At 35.1% G+C, this 15494-nt stretch carries 16 protein-coding genes, 2 tRNA genes and 1 rRNA gene; all 19 read left to right on the top strand.

What is annotated here, in order from left to right; translation table 11 throughout:
• The first annotated feature begins 143 nt into the window (after positions 1-143).
• On the top strand, positions 144-1214 hold the full coding sequence (locus KRR19_RS10140; RefSeq protein ID WP_002481759.1) for a D-alanine--D-alanine ligase: 1071 nt from the start codon (positions 144-146) through the stop codon (positions 1212-1214).
• Positions 1215-1228: 14 nt separating this feature from the next.
• A complete protein-coding gene (locus KRR19_RS10135; protein WP_070848605.1) occupies positions 1229-2593 on the top strand; it encodes a UDP-N-acetylmuramoyl-tripeptide--D-alanyl-D-alanine ligase in 1365 nt (454 codons plus the stop codon).
• A 323-nt stretch (positions 2594-2916) separates the two neighbouring features.
• A complete protein-coding gene (cshA, locus tag KRR19_RS10130) occupies positions 2917-4425 on the top strand; it encodes a degradosome RNA helicase CshA (RefSeq protein ID WP_216733613.1) in 1509 nt (502 codons plus the stop codon).
• A gap of 146 nt (positions 4426-4571) precedes the next feature.
• Positions 4572-5036 (top strand): PH domain-containing protein, encoded by a 465-nt coding sequence (locus KRR19_RS10125; RefSeq protein ID WP_023016102.1) that lies wholly within the window; start codon positions 4572-4574, stop codon positions 5034-5036.
• A complete protein-coding gene (locus tag KRR19_RS10120) occupies positions 5029-6522 on the top strand; it encodes a PH domain-containing protein (protein ID WP_156667022.1) in 1494 nt (497 codons plus the stop codon). Before KRR19_RS10125 ends, KRR19_RS10120 begins: the two co-directional genes overlap by 8 nt.
• Entirely contained in the window at positions 6515-7012 is a 498-nt protein-coding gene (locus KRR19_RS10115) for a PH domain-containing protein (RefSeq protein ID WP_156667021.1), read from the top strand. Before KRR19_RS10120 ends, KRR19_RS10115 begins: the two co-directional genes overlap by 8 nt.
• Position 7013: 1 nt before the next feature.
• Entirely contained in the window at positions 7014-7367 is a 354-nt protein-coding gene (gene acpS, locus KRR19_RS10110) for a holo-ACP synthase (RefSeq protein WP_031262810.1), read from the top strand.
• Between the two features lie 79 nt (positions 7368-7446).
• On the top strand, positions 7447-8601 hold the full coding sequence (gene alr, locus KRR19_RS10105) for an alanine racemase (RefSeq protein ID WP_023016098.1): 1155 nt from the start codon (positions 7447-7449) through the stop codon (positions 8599-8601).
• 80 nt (positions 8602-8681) lie between these two features.
• Positions 8682-8849: a type II toxin-antitoxin system antitoxin MazE gene (gene mazE / locus KRR19_RS10100; protein WP_023016097.1), complete on the top strand. Its 168-nt coding sequence runs from the start codon at positions 8682-8684 to the stop codon at positions 8847-8849.
• Complete coding sequence (locus KRR19_RS10095) at positions 8846-9196, top strand: type II toxin-antitoxin system PemK/MazF family toxin (RefSeq protein ID WP_031262808.1); 351 nt, start codon at positions 8846-8848, stop codon at positions 9194-9196. Before mazE ends, KRR19_RS10095 begins: the two co-directional genes overlap by 4 nt.
• Positions 9197-9487: 291 nt before the next feature.
• Positions 9488-10489 (top strand): SpoIIE family protein phosphatase, encoded by a 1002-nt coding sequence (locus tag KRR19_RS10090; protein WP_216733612.1) that lies wholly within the window; start codon positions 9488-9490, stop codon positions 10487-10489.
• 75 nt (positions 10490-10564) lie between these two features.
• Positions 10565-10891, top strand: a complete 327-nt coding sequence (locus KRR19_RS10085; RefSeq protein WP_002481749.1) for an anti-sigma factor antagonist — start codon at positions 10565-10567, stop codon at positions 10889-10891.
• A gap of 1 nt (position 10892) precedes the next feature.
• Positions 10893-11372, top strand: coding sequence for an anti-sigma B factor RsbW (gene rsbW, locus KRR19_RS10080; protein WP_023016096.1), 480 nt, complete (start codon positions 10893-10895; stop codon positions 11370-11372).
• Positions 11347-12117, top strand: a complete 771-nt coding sequence (gene sigB / locus KRR19_RS10075) for an RNA polymerase sigma factor SigB (protein WP_002481747.1) — start codon at positions 11347-11349, stop codon at positions 12115-12117. Before rsbW ends, sigB begins: the two co-directional genes overlap by 26 nt.
• Positions 12118-12232: 115 nt before the next feature.
• Positions 12233-14383, top strand: a complete 2151-nt coding sequence (locus KRR19_RS10070; RefSeq protein WP_216733618.1) for a Tex family protein — start codon at positions 12233-12235, stop codon at positions 14381-14383.
• A 7-nt stretch (positions 14384-14390) separates the two neighbouring features.
• Positions 14391-14843 carry a SprT family protein gene (locus tag KRR19_RS10065; RefSeq protein ID WP_060804066.1) on the top strand — a complete coding sequence of 151 codons (453 nt, stop codon included), beginning with the start codon at positions 14391-14393 and terminating at the stop codon, positions 14841-14843.
• A 268-nt stretch (positions 14844-15111) separates the two neighbouring features.
• A tRNA-Leu gene (locus KRR19_RS10060) sits at positions 15112-15194 on the top strand.
• Between the two features lie 28 nt (positions 15195-15222).
• Positions 15223-15296: transfer RNA gene (locus KRR19_RS10055), tRNA-Gly, on the top strand.
• 124 nt (positions 15297-15420) lie between these two features.
• A 16S ribosomal RNA gene (locus KRR19_RS10050) occupies positions 15421-15494 on the top strand; the annotation flags it as partial.

Raw genomic sequence — 15494 nt, 5'->3', positions numbered from 1 at the left:
TAGCATATTTGAACTTTCATCTGTAGCTATTTCCTATTATATACCGTTTTACCAATTATGACTTTAATTTCTCAGGTTTGACATGCAATAAATTAGGAAATCGTGATAAAATAAAGTTTAACAATGCGTTTGGAGGAAAGAACATGGCTAAAGAAAATATATGTATCATTTATGGTGGAAAAAGCGCGGAACATGATGTTTCTATTTTAACTGCGCAGAATGTCTTAAATGCTATTGATAAAGATAAGTACCAAGTAGATATTATCTACATTACAAATGATGGTGCTTGGAAAAAGAAAGATAACATCGTCGATAGTGTGGAAGATACAGAAACCTTGCGCCTAGAAGATGTAAAAGAAGGTGAAATTTCCAGCTTGCTTACAAACAGCAGTTCTGGACAGCCATATTCAGCAGTATTCCCATTATTACACGGACCGAATGGTGAAGACGGAACAATTCAAGGATTATTTGAAGTATTAGATTTACCGTATGTCGGTAATGGTGTGTTAGCAGCTTCTAGTACAATGGATAAACTTGTCATGAAACAATTATTTGCACATAGAGGTTTACCGCAATTACCATATGTCAGCTTTTTAAGAAGTGAGTATGACAAATATCAAAGCAATATTTTAAAACTTGTGCATGACAAATTAGAATATCCTGTCTTTGTAAAACCAGCAAACTTAGGTTCAAGTGTCGGTATCAGTAAATGTAACAACGAAGAAGAGTTAAAAGCAGGGATTGAAGAAGCTTTCCAATTCGATAGAAAACTTGTGATTGAACAAGGTGTCGTTGCGAGAGAAGTCGAAGTTGCGGTATTAGGTAATGATTACCCAGAAACAACGGAACCAGGGGAAGTTATCAAAGATGTGGCATTTTATGACTATAAATCTAAATATTTAGATGGTAATATCCGTTTATCTATTCCAGCTGAATTAGACAGTGAAGTACGTACAACACTTCGTAATATGGCAGTTGAAGCATTTAAAGCAACAGACTGCGCAGGCTTATTACGTGCAGATTTCTTTGTGACAGAAGATAATCAAATCTACATTAATGAAACAAATGCGATGCCAGGATTTACTAAATTCAGTATGTATCCAAGTCTGTGGGAAAGCATGGGCTTATCATACTCTGACTTGATTACAAAATTAATTGAGTTAGCGAAAGAAAAACATATCGAAAAACAAAAGAACAAATACAAAATTGATTAAGGTCGTGTACTTACATGATAGAAGTAACTTTAAAACAAATTAAAGCGTGGATTCCTTGTGAAATTGATGAAAAATATTTAGATCATACAATTAAAGGTGTCACAATCGACTCAAGAAAAATTGATGAAGGTAATTTGTTTATCCCATTTAAAGGTGAAAATACAGATGGTCATCGATTTGTAGAACAAGCATTACAAGATGGTGCAGGCGCTGTTTTTTATCAAAAAGATGTCAAACCAGAACATCCAGTAGAAGGCCCTGTCATCTGGGTTGATGATACCTTATTAGCACTGCAAGAACTGGCGAAAGCTTACTTGCAGCACGTACAACCAAAAGTAATTGCTGTAACAGGATCTAATGGTAAGACAACAACTAAAGATATGATTGAAAGTGTTTTAAAGCCGAATTTCAAAGTGAAGAAAACACAAGGAAATTACAATAATGAAATTGGGATGCCATTAACGATTTTAGAGTTAGATGAGGATACTGAAATTTCCATTTTAGAAATGGGTATGTCAGGTTTCCATCAAATTGAACTACTATCTGAAATCGCACAACCTGATATTGCAGTGATTACCAATATCGGTGAATCACATATGCAAGATTTAGGTTCTAGAGAAGGTATTGCCCGAGCTAAATTTGAAATTGTTGCTGGTTTAAAACCAGAAGGTGTACTGCTTTATGATGGCGATGAACCTTTACTTGTACCGCATGTTCATACGTTAGAAAATAATCAAGCGATCAGTATCGGCATAAGTTCTGAGAATGAAGTGGTATGTCATGTTGAACAACATGATGCGTTAGGTATAGCGTTTAGTATCAATGATCAAGAACATTATCAAATTCCTATTTTAGGTATTCATAATATGCGTAATGCAGCAATTGCGATTACGGTCGGCAAATTGTCAGGTCTTGATTATGAAACAATTAAAACGAATATTGCGCAAGTCCAATTGACGCAAATGCGTATGGAGTTGCATCATTCTAAACAAGATGTCGCAGTAATTAATGACGCTTATAATGCCAGCCCAACAAGTATGAAAGCGGCTATTGATACGCTATCTGCAATGGATGGTCGAAAAATCTTGATTTTAGCGGATGTGCTAGAATTAGGAGAAAACAGTGCAGCAATGCATGCTTCAGTAGGTGAATACTTAGAAGATAAAGGTATCGACTATTTATTGACTTACGGCGAAGAAGCGGCACATATTCATCAAGCGGGTAAAGCATTTGTAGAGACTGCCGAACATTTTGATGATAAAACACAATTAATCGAATATACGTTAGCACATGTTCAACCAAAAGATAATGTGTTGATTAAGGGTTCAAGAGGTATGGCTTTAGAAGAAGTAGCACAAGCTCTATTAGAACAAAATTAATTAGAAAGTCAGCGAGATGATGAAATTTCTTATTACGAGAAATCCTATCATCTTACTGACTTTTTTGCTTTCTAATGAGAATTGCATGATTGCTATAATGGGCTTAAGGTGGTACTATATAGAAGTTGATGAAAAATTAAAGACAAGGTGGGGGCGGGTGCTCATTAGTTCTGTATCCATACAGAATAATTGTTAAAGTATTAACCGCTCATTTTTTATCATTTTTAGATGAAAATGAAACTGATAGATGATGTATATCTACTGAAATAAAGAGAGCACAAATTCATCAAAGTCGTCTCGACCATATATAAAGGAGAATTATTTTGCAAAAATTTATAGACTTAGGTGTTTCAGAACAAACTGCTGAAACGCTTGCTAATATGGGCTTCGAAGAACCGACTCCTATACAAAATGATAGTATTCCGTTTGCATTGCACGGTTTAGATATTTTAGGACAAGCGCAAACAGGTACAGGTAAAACGGGAGCGTTTGGTATTCCGTTAATTGAGAAAGTTGTCGGAAAAGAAGGCGTACAAGCACTGATTTTAGCACCTACACGCGAACTTGCAATGCAAGTTGCGGAACAATTACGTGCATTCAGTCGCGGACAACGCGTACAAGTCGTAACAGTTTTCGGTGGTATGCCGATCGGACGCCAAATTAAAGCGTTGAAAAAAGGACCACAAATTGTTGTAGGTACACCAGGACGTGTCATTGACCACTTGAACCGTCGTACACTTAAAACAAATGATATCCACACATTAATTATTGATGAAGCGGATGAAATGATGAACATGGGCTTCATCGACGATATGAGATTTATTATGGACCATATTCCATCAGAAAATCGTCAAACAATGTTGTTCTCAGCAACAATGCCTAAAGCCATCCAAGCTTTAGTACAACAATTCATGAAAGACCCTAAAATCGTTAAAACAATGAATAACGAAATGTCAGATCCGCAAATTGATGAATACTACACAATCGTTAAAGAATTAGAGAAATTCGAAACATTTACCAACTTCTTAGATGTCCACCAACCAGAATTAGCAATTGTCTTCGGTCGTACAAAACGTCGTGTAGACGAATTAACAAGTGCATTAATTTCAAAAGGCTACAAAGCTGAAGGTTTGCATGGTGATATTACACAAGCAAAACGTTTAGAAGTCTTGAAGAAATTTAAAAATGACCAAATCGATATTTTAGTTGCGACAGACGTTGCAGCACGTGGTTTAGATATTTCAGGTGTCAGCCATGTATACAACTTCGACATTCCTCAAGATACTGAAAGTTATACTCACCGTATCGGACGTACAGGCCGTGCCGGTAAAAAAGGTATCGCGGTTACATTCGTTAACCCGATTGAAATGGACTATATCCGTCAAATCGAAGATACAAATAATAGACGTATGAAAGCGTTAAGACCACCATCTCGTAAAGAAGTATTACGTGCACGCGAAAATGATATTAAAGAAAAAGTAGAAAAATGGATGAATCAAGAACATTCAGAACGTCTACAAAATATCTCTTCTCAATTATTAAATGAATATGATGATGTAGAATTAGTAGCTGCATTATTACAAGAATTAGTCGAGTCAAATGATGAAGTAGAAGTTCAATTAACATTCGAAAAACCACTTGCACGCAAAGGTCGTCATAATGCTAAAGGTCCTCGTCGTGGAGGCAAACCTTCTAATAAACGTTCAAACAATAAATTTGATAACAAAAACCGTCGCGGTAAAGGCAAATTTAATGGTAAAAAACAAAAACACGATAAAAAAGATCATAAAAAACCGATTAAAGGTCGTACATTCGCAGACATGCAAAAATAAGAATACCCAATGATTTTAAACCGTTTCGAAGAAATTCGAAGCGGTTTTCTATTTATAGAAATCTATAAATTATTAACAAAATAATGTTAATCATTGTTAAAATATGACTGATAGCTAAAATACATAGAAAGGTGCGAAGTGACCTTATGTCTAAAAAAAGTCCACGCCGCGTAGTAGGGTACTATTACGTCCGCTATTTCATTGAGTTTTTAATAGAAATATTAGTTTTTAGTGGCTTAGTATATTTATACCATCATTTTAATTGGTCGCCTTGGGTGTTAAACACTTTGATTATTTTATTAGCTCTGAGCTTTTTGTTTAAAGTCATACGCCCATGGATTTTATGGAGATATCGCTTTTATAGTTTACGACCGAGTTTTCTATTAAATGAAGCACGTTTTTTCTTTCAAAAGCAAAATGTTTTAAAATACGACAGAATACAATATGTCGAACGAGAAAGTGGACCGATTTTATTAGCATTTAAACTTTATAAGCTCTCAGTAGTTACTGCGGGTCATGTAGTTATATTACCGATGTTAACGAAAGAAGATGCGGTTATGGTTGAAGAGGTTTGTATGCGTCAGCTTGAGGAGGTAGATGCAGATGTATAATCCACAAAGATTACACCCACTGTCATATCTCACAGGGTTAATTACTACAATTAAGCAAAATATAGTCGTCATTGTTATCTTTATTTTCAATATCAACAACTTTAACTTTACCGATGTAAAATCGTATATATGGCCAGCCTTTTTAACAGCTATATTTTTATTTTCTTTTATCTATAATGCATTAGAAGTGTATTCTACACGCTATTGGATAGAAGGGCATCATTTCGTTGTGACAAAAGGTGTGTTTAATAAAAAGCGTAAAGAGTTGGATATTCAAAGAATACAAGCCTTTGATTCCTCACAAGATATCGTCAATCGAATTTTCGGTGGTGTTATCATGGAAATTAAAACGCCTAGTGATGGTATCAAGTTACAAATTGTCTCAAAAAATCAATTCAATTTAATAGAACAAGCAGTCAGATCAGAGCAAGCAACAAAAGATTATGAAGATGAATTAATGGGTGAAACGAGTGAAGAGGAACAACCAGCGTCTCATACAATGACAACGGAGCAACCTACACAAATTTTTAAACTCTCGTTGAAAGAATTAATCTTTATGGCGTTATCCAGTGGTTCTATCGGAATTGCTTTAGTTACTTTAGGACCTCTTTTAGGTACTTTCCAAGAAATTATCCCTTGGGATAAATTGTTCCATCAATTTGATTGGATTGCGCAGGCTGCATATTTAGTCGTAGCAGGATTAATTATTCTCGCTTTATTTTTAGCTTATATTATTGGCGTTATCATAGAATTTGTCCGTTATTATGGCTATACATTAAGTGAGAAGAATGAACAGTTGCATATCCGTTATGGCTTGTTGAATGTGAAAACCATTAACGTCGCAACACGCAGAATTCAAGCTGTCGTAGAAAAACAATCATTTATACGTCGCTTTATCGGTTATACGTCTGTATATTTTATTATTACAAGTGACGCAAAACAGACAGAAGGTTCCACAACGGCTTCTGGTGATATTATGATTTTGCCTTTTGTAAAACGACAAAAAGCTTATCGTATGATTGAACAATTAGTTCCTTCCATTGCGTTTGAAAAAGTTGAAACAGGATTGCCATTTGGCGGTATTCGTCGTCATGCGCAAATTGGGATGGGCATGCTTTTAATTGCTGGTATTATAAGTACATATTTTTGGTCATGGTGGTATTTAGCACTAGCGCTAATTGCATGTCTTTTAGTCTTGATTAACAGTATTATTACGGTTCGTTACTCAGGATTTAAAACAGATCGAACAACTTTAACTGTAAAAAAATCTCAATTAATGAGAACGCGTTATTTTTACGCGAAAAAAGATAAGTTACTTGGGTTTGATAAATCACAGAACTGGTTTATGAAACGCGTAGGTTTGTCTGATTTTGCATTTTCAGCTGCAAAAGGTCTAGGGAGTATGGACATAGGCTTACGATTTATAGACAATGAAGCAGCAGAGCAACTAAAACAATGGTATGTGGAGGAGGATGACGATGCATAGAATGGCGCAAGAAGGAAAGAAAGTGTTATTGATTTCAGGTTTAATTCAAACAGGACTGATTGTTTTAGTGTTTTCTGTATTAATTACGGCAGAATATCTGTGGTTGCATCTCTTGTCTAAAGATGCGTTGAAGTGGATTGTGATTATTGCGATTGTGTTAGTATTATTTGTATTCACATGGACATGCTTGCTTAATCCTTGGCTGAAAAATAAGCAACATGGTTATTTATTGGAAACCAATCAAATTCTAGTTCAAGAAGGTATGATTTTTGTAAGTTTAAAATATATCCCTTTATTCAGAATTCAAAATATAGATATTAATGAAGGTTGGCTGATGCGTAAATGGCAATTAGCAACTTTGACACTATCAACAGCAGGAGGAGATAGTGAGATATTGTTGATAAATAAAGCAACAGCCCAACAAATCATGTATGATATTAAACATATTCATGATAAGAATGAGATGTCAGAAGAAGAAGCGGGTGAATAAAGTGATTTATGGTATAGGTATCGATTTGATTGAAATCGATCGTATCAAAACAATGTTAGAACGTCAGAAGAGATTTCCAGAAAAAGTATTGAGTCAAGATGAACTGGACAAGTTCCATTCATTTTCACATCCACAACGACAAGCAGAATTTTTAGCTGGACGTTTTGCATGTAAAGAAGCGTTCAGTAAAGCGTTAGGTACAGGCATCGGCAAACAAATCAGTTTCCATGATATTAATTGTAAGAATGATGAATTAGGTCGTCCTTATATTCACTTTGAAGGATTCAAAGTTCATGTCAGTATCTCTCACACGAAAAATTATGCGACAAGCCAAGTATTGCTTGAAAAAATATAAAATAAATTGAGTATTGATAAAATGAGTCAGAAAGTATTATAGTAGTAATACATTTTACTTGGTTAAAGGAGATGACGCTATGGCGGATAAATTTTATCGCCCTACGTATTTAAAGGTAGACTTAGAAGCGATTTTAAAAAACTACCAAGTACTAGGAAAACTACAACCAAACAAAACAGTAATGCCTGTCATTAAAGCAAATGCATATGGACTGGGCAGTGTGAAAGTTGCACATTATCTAGAAAAACACGGTGCAGAATTTTTTGCGGTCGCTACATTAGACGAAGCAATTGAATTGCGCATGCATGGGATAGACGCCAAAATTTTAATATTAGGTGTCGTTATGCCGAATGATATTAATAAAGCGATTCAACATCGTGTTGCCTTAACCGTTCCTTCATACCAATGGTTGGAAGCGGTAATAGAGCAGATTGAGCCTGAAAATAAAAAAGATTTATGGCTGCATGTCAAAATTGATACAGGCATGGGGCGACTAGGTATTAAGACACTTGAGGATTATCAAAAAATCGTTGATACAATCAATCAACATGATCAATTAGTTTTTGAAGGTGTGTTTACTCATTTTGCGCAAGCAGATGAAGATTCACCACATACACATGAACAATATCAAGTATTTGAAGATTGGGTGAATACATTACCACATCCTCCTTATGTCCATTCTCAAAATTCTGCAGGGACAATTCTGCATGAAGCGCCTATTTGTAATATGGTGCGTACTGGTATTTCGTTATATGGTTATTACCCGTCTGAATATGTAGAAGAAGTGACAAATGCAGTGCTTTATCCAAGCGCTTACTGGGCAACCGAAATTATGGAAATCAAACGTTTAAACTTAGGGGATACTGTCAGCTATGGTTCTACCTTTACTGCTGACCGAGCATTGAAAATCGCTATTTTAGGTGTGGGTTATGCAGATGGATTCCCACGCATGATGCAAGGAGCAACAGTAGAAATCAATGGCCATCATTGTGAAATTATCGGACGTGTTTGTATGGATCAAATGATGGTGGTTTTACCAGAAGATGACACATTTGAAGTTGGGGATACAGCAACGTTATTGAACCGCGAACATCAAGGACCTGAATCATTAACTTCATTGGCACATCAACAACAAACTATCAATTATGAAGTGCTTTGTCGTATCGGTAGACGTGTGCCAAGAATCTACGAACCAGAAAAAGAATTTGATATTGTCAACGAATTGCAAAAATAGTATGGTCATGAATTTTGAAATTTGTTATGATTAATTTGAATATTAGTTTAGAAGTTCTTTATTTCTTGGAGGTCTTACCTATGTCAACTTTTAATCAGAATAGAAGCTATAGTTTGGAACAGTCATTAAAAGAAGGCTATTCACAAATGGCTGATTTGAATCTCTCCCTAGCAACGGAGGCATTTTCAGTGGAATGTGAAGCCTGTGATTGCAATGAATCTTATCTTACATTTGATAAGGATGAATGATGAGGAGAGGCGATGTTTATTTAGCTGATTTATCACCAGTGCAAGGTTCTGAACAAGGGGGAGTTAGACCTGTTGTAATTATACAAAATGACACTGGCAATAAGTACAGTCCGACGGTAATTGTAGCCGCGATTACTGGGCGTATTAATAAGGCGAAAATTCCAACACATGTTGAAATTGAAAAGAGTAAATACAAATTAGACAAAGATTCTGTTATATTACTTGAACAGATTAGAACAGTTGATAAAAAACGTTTGAAAGAGAAATTGACTTATCTTTCAGATGAGAAGATGAAAGAAATTGATAACGCGATTGGAATTAGTTTAGGCTTGACACATAAAAATTAGGAACCGATTTCAATCATATGTGTAAACAACTAAATGAGAAGTGGTTGTATCAGTTTATGCTGAACAATCCAGTTCATTCAAATGAACGATTTAAAAGAGGTGAAGCAACATTTTCAGCCTGCTTAGCAACTTTGCTTATTGCTCGATTTTTATCATAGTGTGATACAGCATTTTACTATGGTGCTGAAATGTGACTTTCGACCTCTTTTTATTTCATCAAACAAGATTTAAATAAGTATGTGTGGTTACTGGGTAGACGGCGAAACTGGTATAAAGAGAGGGACAACGCAATTGGAAAATTTCAAAAAAAGATATATGCAATTAATGAAGTCTTATGTAGAGTCCTATAATAAGGAAACGGTTATTAAGCAATTTGAAGGCTTTGGTCAAGAAATTTTAGAAAAACATATCCATGCAGAAGATGTACTTGATATTCATAGAGAATGTGCCAAAGAAATGGACTTAACTAAAGAACAAGTCTTCGCTACATTTGAGTTATTGAAAATTATCGCAAGTATTTTCGGATATAGCTATCAAGATTATCAAGAAATGGTAGATAAACTCTATTACCATGATAAAGAAATGGATTTAGCTTCACGTTTACAACAAACGATGCTGCAAACTGAGATACCTCAATTCGACAGTATTCAAATTGGGGTTATTTCTGTTGCAGCGCAAAAAGTAAGTGGGGACTACTTTAATTTAATTGATCATAAAGATGGAACGATGAGTTTTGCGGTAGCAGATGTCATTGGTAAAGGTATTCCTGCAGCGCTCGCAATGATTATGATTAAATTCGGAATGGATTCATATGGGCATTCACAATTACCAAGTGATGGTTTAAAACGTCTGAATCGTGTAGTTGAGAAAAACGTCAACCAAGATATGTTTGTGACAATGTTCTATGGCTTATATGAAGAAATGAATCATTTGTTATACTGCAGTTCGGCAGGTCATGAACCAGGTTATATTTTCAGAGCTGCCGAAGACAGATTTGAAGAAATCTCTGTTAAAGGGCGTGTGCTTGGTGTTAGACAATTAGAACGCTACAAGCAGCAGGAAATTCAAATTCATTTAAATGATTTGATTATTATCTTTACTGATGGTGTGACTGAAATCAGGGATGAAAACGGTAAATTTATAGAGACAGATTATTTATTAGATTTTATACATAAGTATAAAAATCTGCATCCGCAAGATATTGTACAGTTATTGTATGAAGATTTACTTGGCATTCAAAAGTCAGGCAAGCGCGATGACTTAACAATCTTAATTATTAAGCGAGTAAATTAAATAAAAATGATTAACCTTTAAACAAAATGGGTAAACTAGTGTTTGAAATATGAACAGACTGGAGTGTATCACTGAATGAATTTGAATATAGAGACACAAGAACATGATGGGTATTATGAAATTAAAGTCGGAGGAGAACTAGACGTTTATACTGTACCTGAATTGGAACAAGTTTTAACACCAATTAAACAAGAGGGTACACATGACGTATATGTTAACTTGACGAATGTAAGTTACATGGATTCCACTGGACTTGGTTTATTTGTAGGAACATTGAAAGCATTAAATCAAAATGATAAAGAATTATATATTATTGGCGCTTCAGAACGTATCAGCCGTTTATTCGAAATTACAGGTTTAAGCGACTTGATGCACGTAAATGAAGGATCGGAGGTAGAATGACATGGAAGCGAAGCGGAATGTAATTGAAATGAAGCTGCCGGCACAAGCTGAATATGTCAGTTTAATCCGATTAACATTATCGGGCGTGTTTTCACGTGCGGGTGCTTCATATGAAGATATCGAAGATGCTAAAATTGCGGTAAGTGAAGCAGTCACAAATGCTGTAAAACATGCATACAAAGAAGAAGAAATCGATCCCTCTATTTATTTATGTTTTGAAATTTACGATGATAAAATTAGAGTTGTTATTTCTGACCAAGGCAAGAGCTTCGATTACGAAGAGAAGAAAAAAGAACTTGGTCCATACAGTGAAAATGAAAATATAGACTTCTTAAGAGAAGGCGGATTAGGTTTATTCTTAATTGAGTCATTGATGGATGAAGTTAAAGTAAACAAGGACAATGGTGTAACGATAAGCATGATCAAGTATATAAAAAAAGAGCAGGTGCACAATAATGGCGAAAGAGTCGAAATCAACTAACGATATTTCACCACAACAAATCAACGAATGGATCAGACAACATCAGAATGAAGAAAATACCAGTGCCCAAGACAAACTTGTCAGACATTATCAAAAATTGATTGAATCTTTAGCTTTCAAATATTCAAAAGGACAATCACACCATGAAGACTTGGTTCAAGTAGGAATGGTAGGACTTATTGGTGCCATAAATCGATTTGATATCAATTTTGGCAGAAAGTTCGAAGCCTTCTTGGTGCCTACGGTAATCGGTGAAATTAAAAGATACTTAAGAGATAAGACTTGGAGCGTTCATGTTCCAAGACGTATCAAAGAAATTGGTCCAAGAATTAAAAAGACCACTGATGAATTAACAAATGAACTTGAACGTTCGCCATCAATTGCCGAAATCGCAGATAGATTAGAAGTTACAGAAGAAGAAGTATTAGAAGCGATGGAAATGGGACAAAGTTACAATGCGTTAAGTGTAGACCATTCCATTGAGGCAGATAAGGATGGTTCAACGGTCACGTTACTTGATATTATGGGTGAGCAAGAAGATGGTTATGATTTAACCGAGAAACGAATGATTTTAGAAAGAATCTTACCTATTTTATCTGATCGTGAACGTGAAATTATTCAATGTACTTTCATTGAAGGGTTAAGTCAGAAAGAAACAGGTGAACGCATTGGCTTAAGTCAAATGCATGTCTCACGATTGCAACGTAATGCAATTAAAAAGTTACAACAAGCGGCGAAGAAATAATGCCGAAAATAAAGAATCGCAATCTTTAGAAAGGGCTGAGATACATTATGTATTTCAGTCTTTTTCTATTCTTATGATACTATGGAAACAAGAAAATGAATTTGAGGTGCAGATATTGAATAACGAATTAATCAACTCAATTGAAAAACAACATCACTTTTCAAAAAAACAAATTACTGAAGTGCTAGCATTACTAGAAGAAAATAACACAGTTCCATTCATCGCACGTTATCGAAAAGAGCGTACTGGTGGACTAGATGAGGTCGAAATTAAAAAGATTGCCGACGAATATCATTACATGGAACAGCTTCAAAAGAGAAAAGAAGAAGTTTTACATAACATAGAACAACAAGGTTTATTAGATGACCAGTTAAAAGCGGATATTTTAAAACAAACGAAGTTGCAACGTGTGGAAGATTTATATAGACCGTTTAAACAAAAGAAAAAAACACGTGCAACAGAAGCTAAACGAAAAGGATTAGAACCTTTAGCAAAATGGTTGATGCAAAGTAGTATTGATCAATCACCTAAAACTTATGCAGAAGCATTTTTAAATGAAGAAGTGACATCAGTTGCTGATGCGTTAGCAGGTGCACAAGATATTATTGCAGAATGGGTTTCTGATAATCCTAAATACAGAAATAAAATTTTGACACAGACACAAAAACGAGGACTCATCACAAGTCAGAAAAAGAAAAAAGCAGAAGATGAGAAAAAGACATATGAAATGTACTATGAATTTTCAGAGCCGATTCATAAAATAGCCAACCATAGAACATTAGCGATGAATCGCGGCGAAAAAGAAAAAGTATTATCAGTGAAGATTGAAATGGATACAGATTCATTAGAAAGAGAAATTGCACGCCAAGAAATTAAAGGTCAGCATGAAGGTACAACTTATATTGAAGCGGCAATTAAAGATAGTATGAAACGTTTGATTATGCCATCAATCGAGCGAGAAATTCGCACTGATTTGACGACTAAAGCTGAGAATCATGCGATTGATGTATTCAGTGTTAACTTAAAACATTTATTATTACAACCACCATTGAAAGGAAAACAAATTTTAGGTGTTGACCCTGCATTTAGAACAGGGTGCAAATTGGCTGTTATTAATCCGTATGGTACGTTTATTGCAAAAGGTGTGATGTATCCGCATCCGCCAGTTTCAAAAACAGCGCAAGCAGAAAAAACATTTTTACAATTTATCAATGATTATGATGTTAAATTAGTAGCTATTGGTAATGGTACGGCAAGTCGTGAAACTGAACAATTTGTGGCTGACTTAATTCAAAAACATAACTTAGATGTTCAATTTATTATTGTGAACGAAGCGGGTGCGTCTGTTTATTCTGCATCTGAAATCGCAAGAACAGAATTTCCTGATTTCCAAGTAGAAGAAAGAAGTGCTGTTTCCATAGGACGTCGTGTACAAGATCCGTTGAGTGAATTAGTAAAAATTGATCCAAAATCAATTGGTGTAGGTCAATATCAACATGATGTTAACCAAAAAGCACTTGAAAATGCTTTGAATTTCGTAGTAGAAACAGCCGTTAACCAAGTTGGTGTAGATGTGAATACAGCTTCACGTTCATTATTGCAACATGTTTCAGGTTTATCACCGCAAATCGCACAAAACATTATTGATTATCGCGAAGAAAATGGTGTCATTAACCATCACAAACAAATTGCCAAAGTAAAACGTCTAGGCCCTAAAACATTTGAACAAAGTATCGGATTCTTACGTATTGTAAATGGTAAAGAGCCGTTAGATAATACATCAATTCACCCTGAGAGTTATGCGATTGCATATCAATTATTAGAGCAACAAGGTTTGAGTGCAGAAGATCTAGGTACAACACATCTTAAAGAGGTATTGAACAAACTAGACTTAAAACAATCTGCTGAGCAATTAAACGTAGGTCTACCAACTTTAGAAGACATTGTGGCTGCGTTGATAGCACCTAATCGAGATCCACGTGATGAATATGAAACGCCGATTTTAAAATCCAACGTATTATCTTTAGAAGATTTAACCAAAGGAATGAAATTGAGCGGTACTGTTCGAAACGTCGTTGACTTTGGTGCATTTGTAGATGTCGGTGTTAAACAAGATGGCTTAGTGCATATATCTCAATTAGCGAAACGTTTCGTGAAAAATCCAATGGATATTGTCAATGTAGGAGATATTGTATATGTTTGGGTACTTGATACAGATACAGTAAAAAATAAAGTTTCATTGACAATGATTAATCCTAATGAGTAATAACTGGATAGATAATGAGAAGTTGCAACAACTTACAGAGAAAATTTCCAGACAATCATTTGGATGGGAATTCAAACACGAGGCTTATTTCAATAATAGGTTAAGAACAACAGGCGGAAGATATTTGTTGCAGTCTCATAATATCGAAATCAATCCGAAACAATATGAACAGTTTGGAGAAGCGGCTATTATTGATATTATCAAACATGAACTATGTCATTATCATCTCCATCTGCAAACACGAGGTTACCAACATAAAGACAAAGATTTTAAGAAGTTAAGTCAAAAAGTTGGTGCACCAAGATTTTGCAGTGCTGTTAAAAGTTATGAAGAACGAGCGAACTATGTATATCAATGTCAATCATGCAAAAAATCTTTCTTGCGCATTAAAAAAGTGAATACACGAAAGATGGTTTGTGGTCATTGTCACGGCAAGTTAAAACTACAAAAGAAATTATAGTAATCAATACCGAGTATCTAAGGTGTTATGCCTTGGATGCTCGGTTTTTTACTACGATTAAAATAAAAACAAGGAAATATGAACTTTAGTGTTGACTCAACTCTGAGAATGTTATATGATAGTTCATGTCCTAAAAAAACGACATTAAATATTTGAAACGAACTTTAACGCTTTGTTAAAAACTTTTAAAAAGTTATTGACATGATATTACGAGAGTGTTACAATAGAGTACGTTGTTAAAATAAATGATTAATGAAATCAAACCCAAGCGGTCGTGGCGGAATGGCAGACGCGCTAGGTTGAGGGCCTAGTGGGAGAGATCCCGTGGAGGTTCAAGTCCTCTCGGCCGCATCAACATTTCATTAATTTACGAATATATGCGGGTGTAGTTTAATGGCAAAACCTCAGCCTTCCAAGCTGATGTTGTGGGTTCGATTCCCATCACCCGCTCCATTGAAACATTTAATGAACATTGAAAACTGAATGACAATATGTCAACGTTAATTCCAAATTAACAAACGTCTTAAGGACGTTTTAAAACAATTAGTTTTTATGAGCTAGTCAAACATCATAAATTATTATGGAGAGTTTGATCCTGGCTCAGGATGAACGCTGGCGGCGTGCCTAATACATGCAAGTCGAGCGAACAGA

This window comes from Staphylococcus sp. CWZ226 (assembly GCF_018986355.1).
GTDB lineage: Bacteria > Bacillota > Bacilli > Staphylococcales > Staphylococcaceae > Staphylococcus > Staphylococcus simulans.
This window is presented reverse-complemented; position numbering and strand designations above follow the sequence as displayed.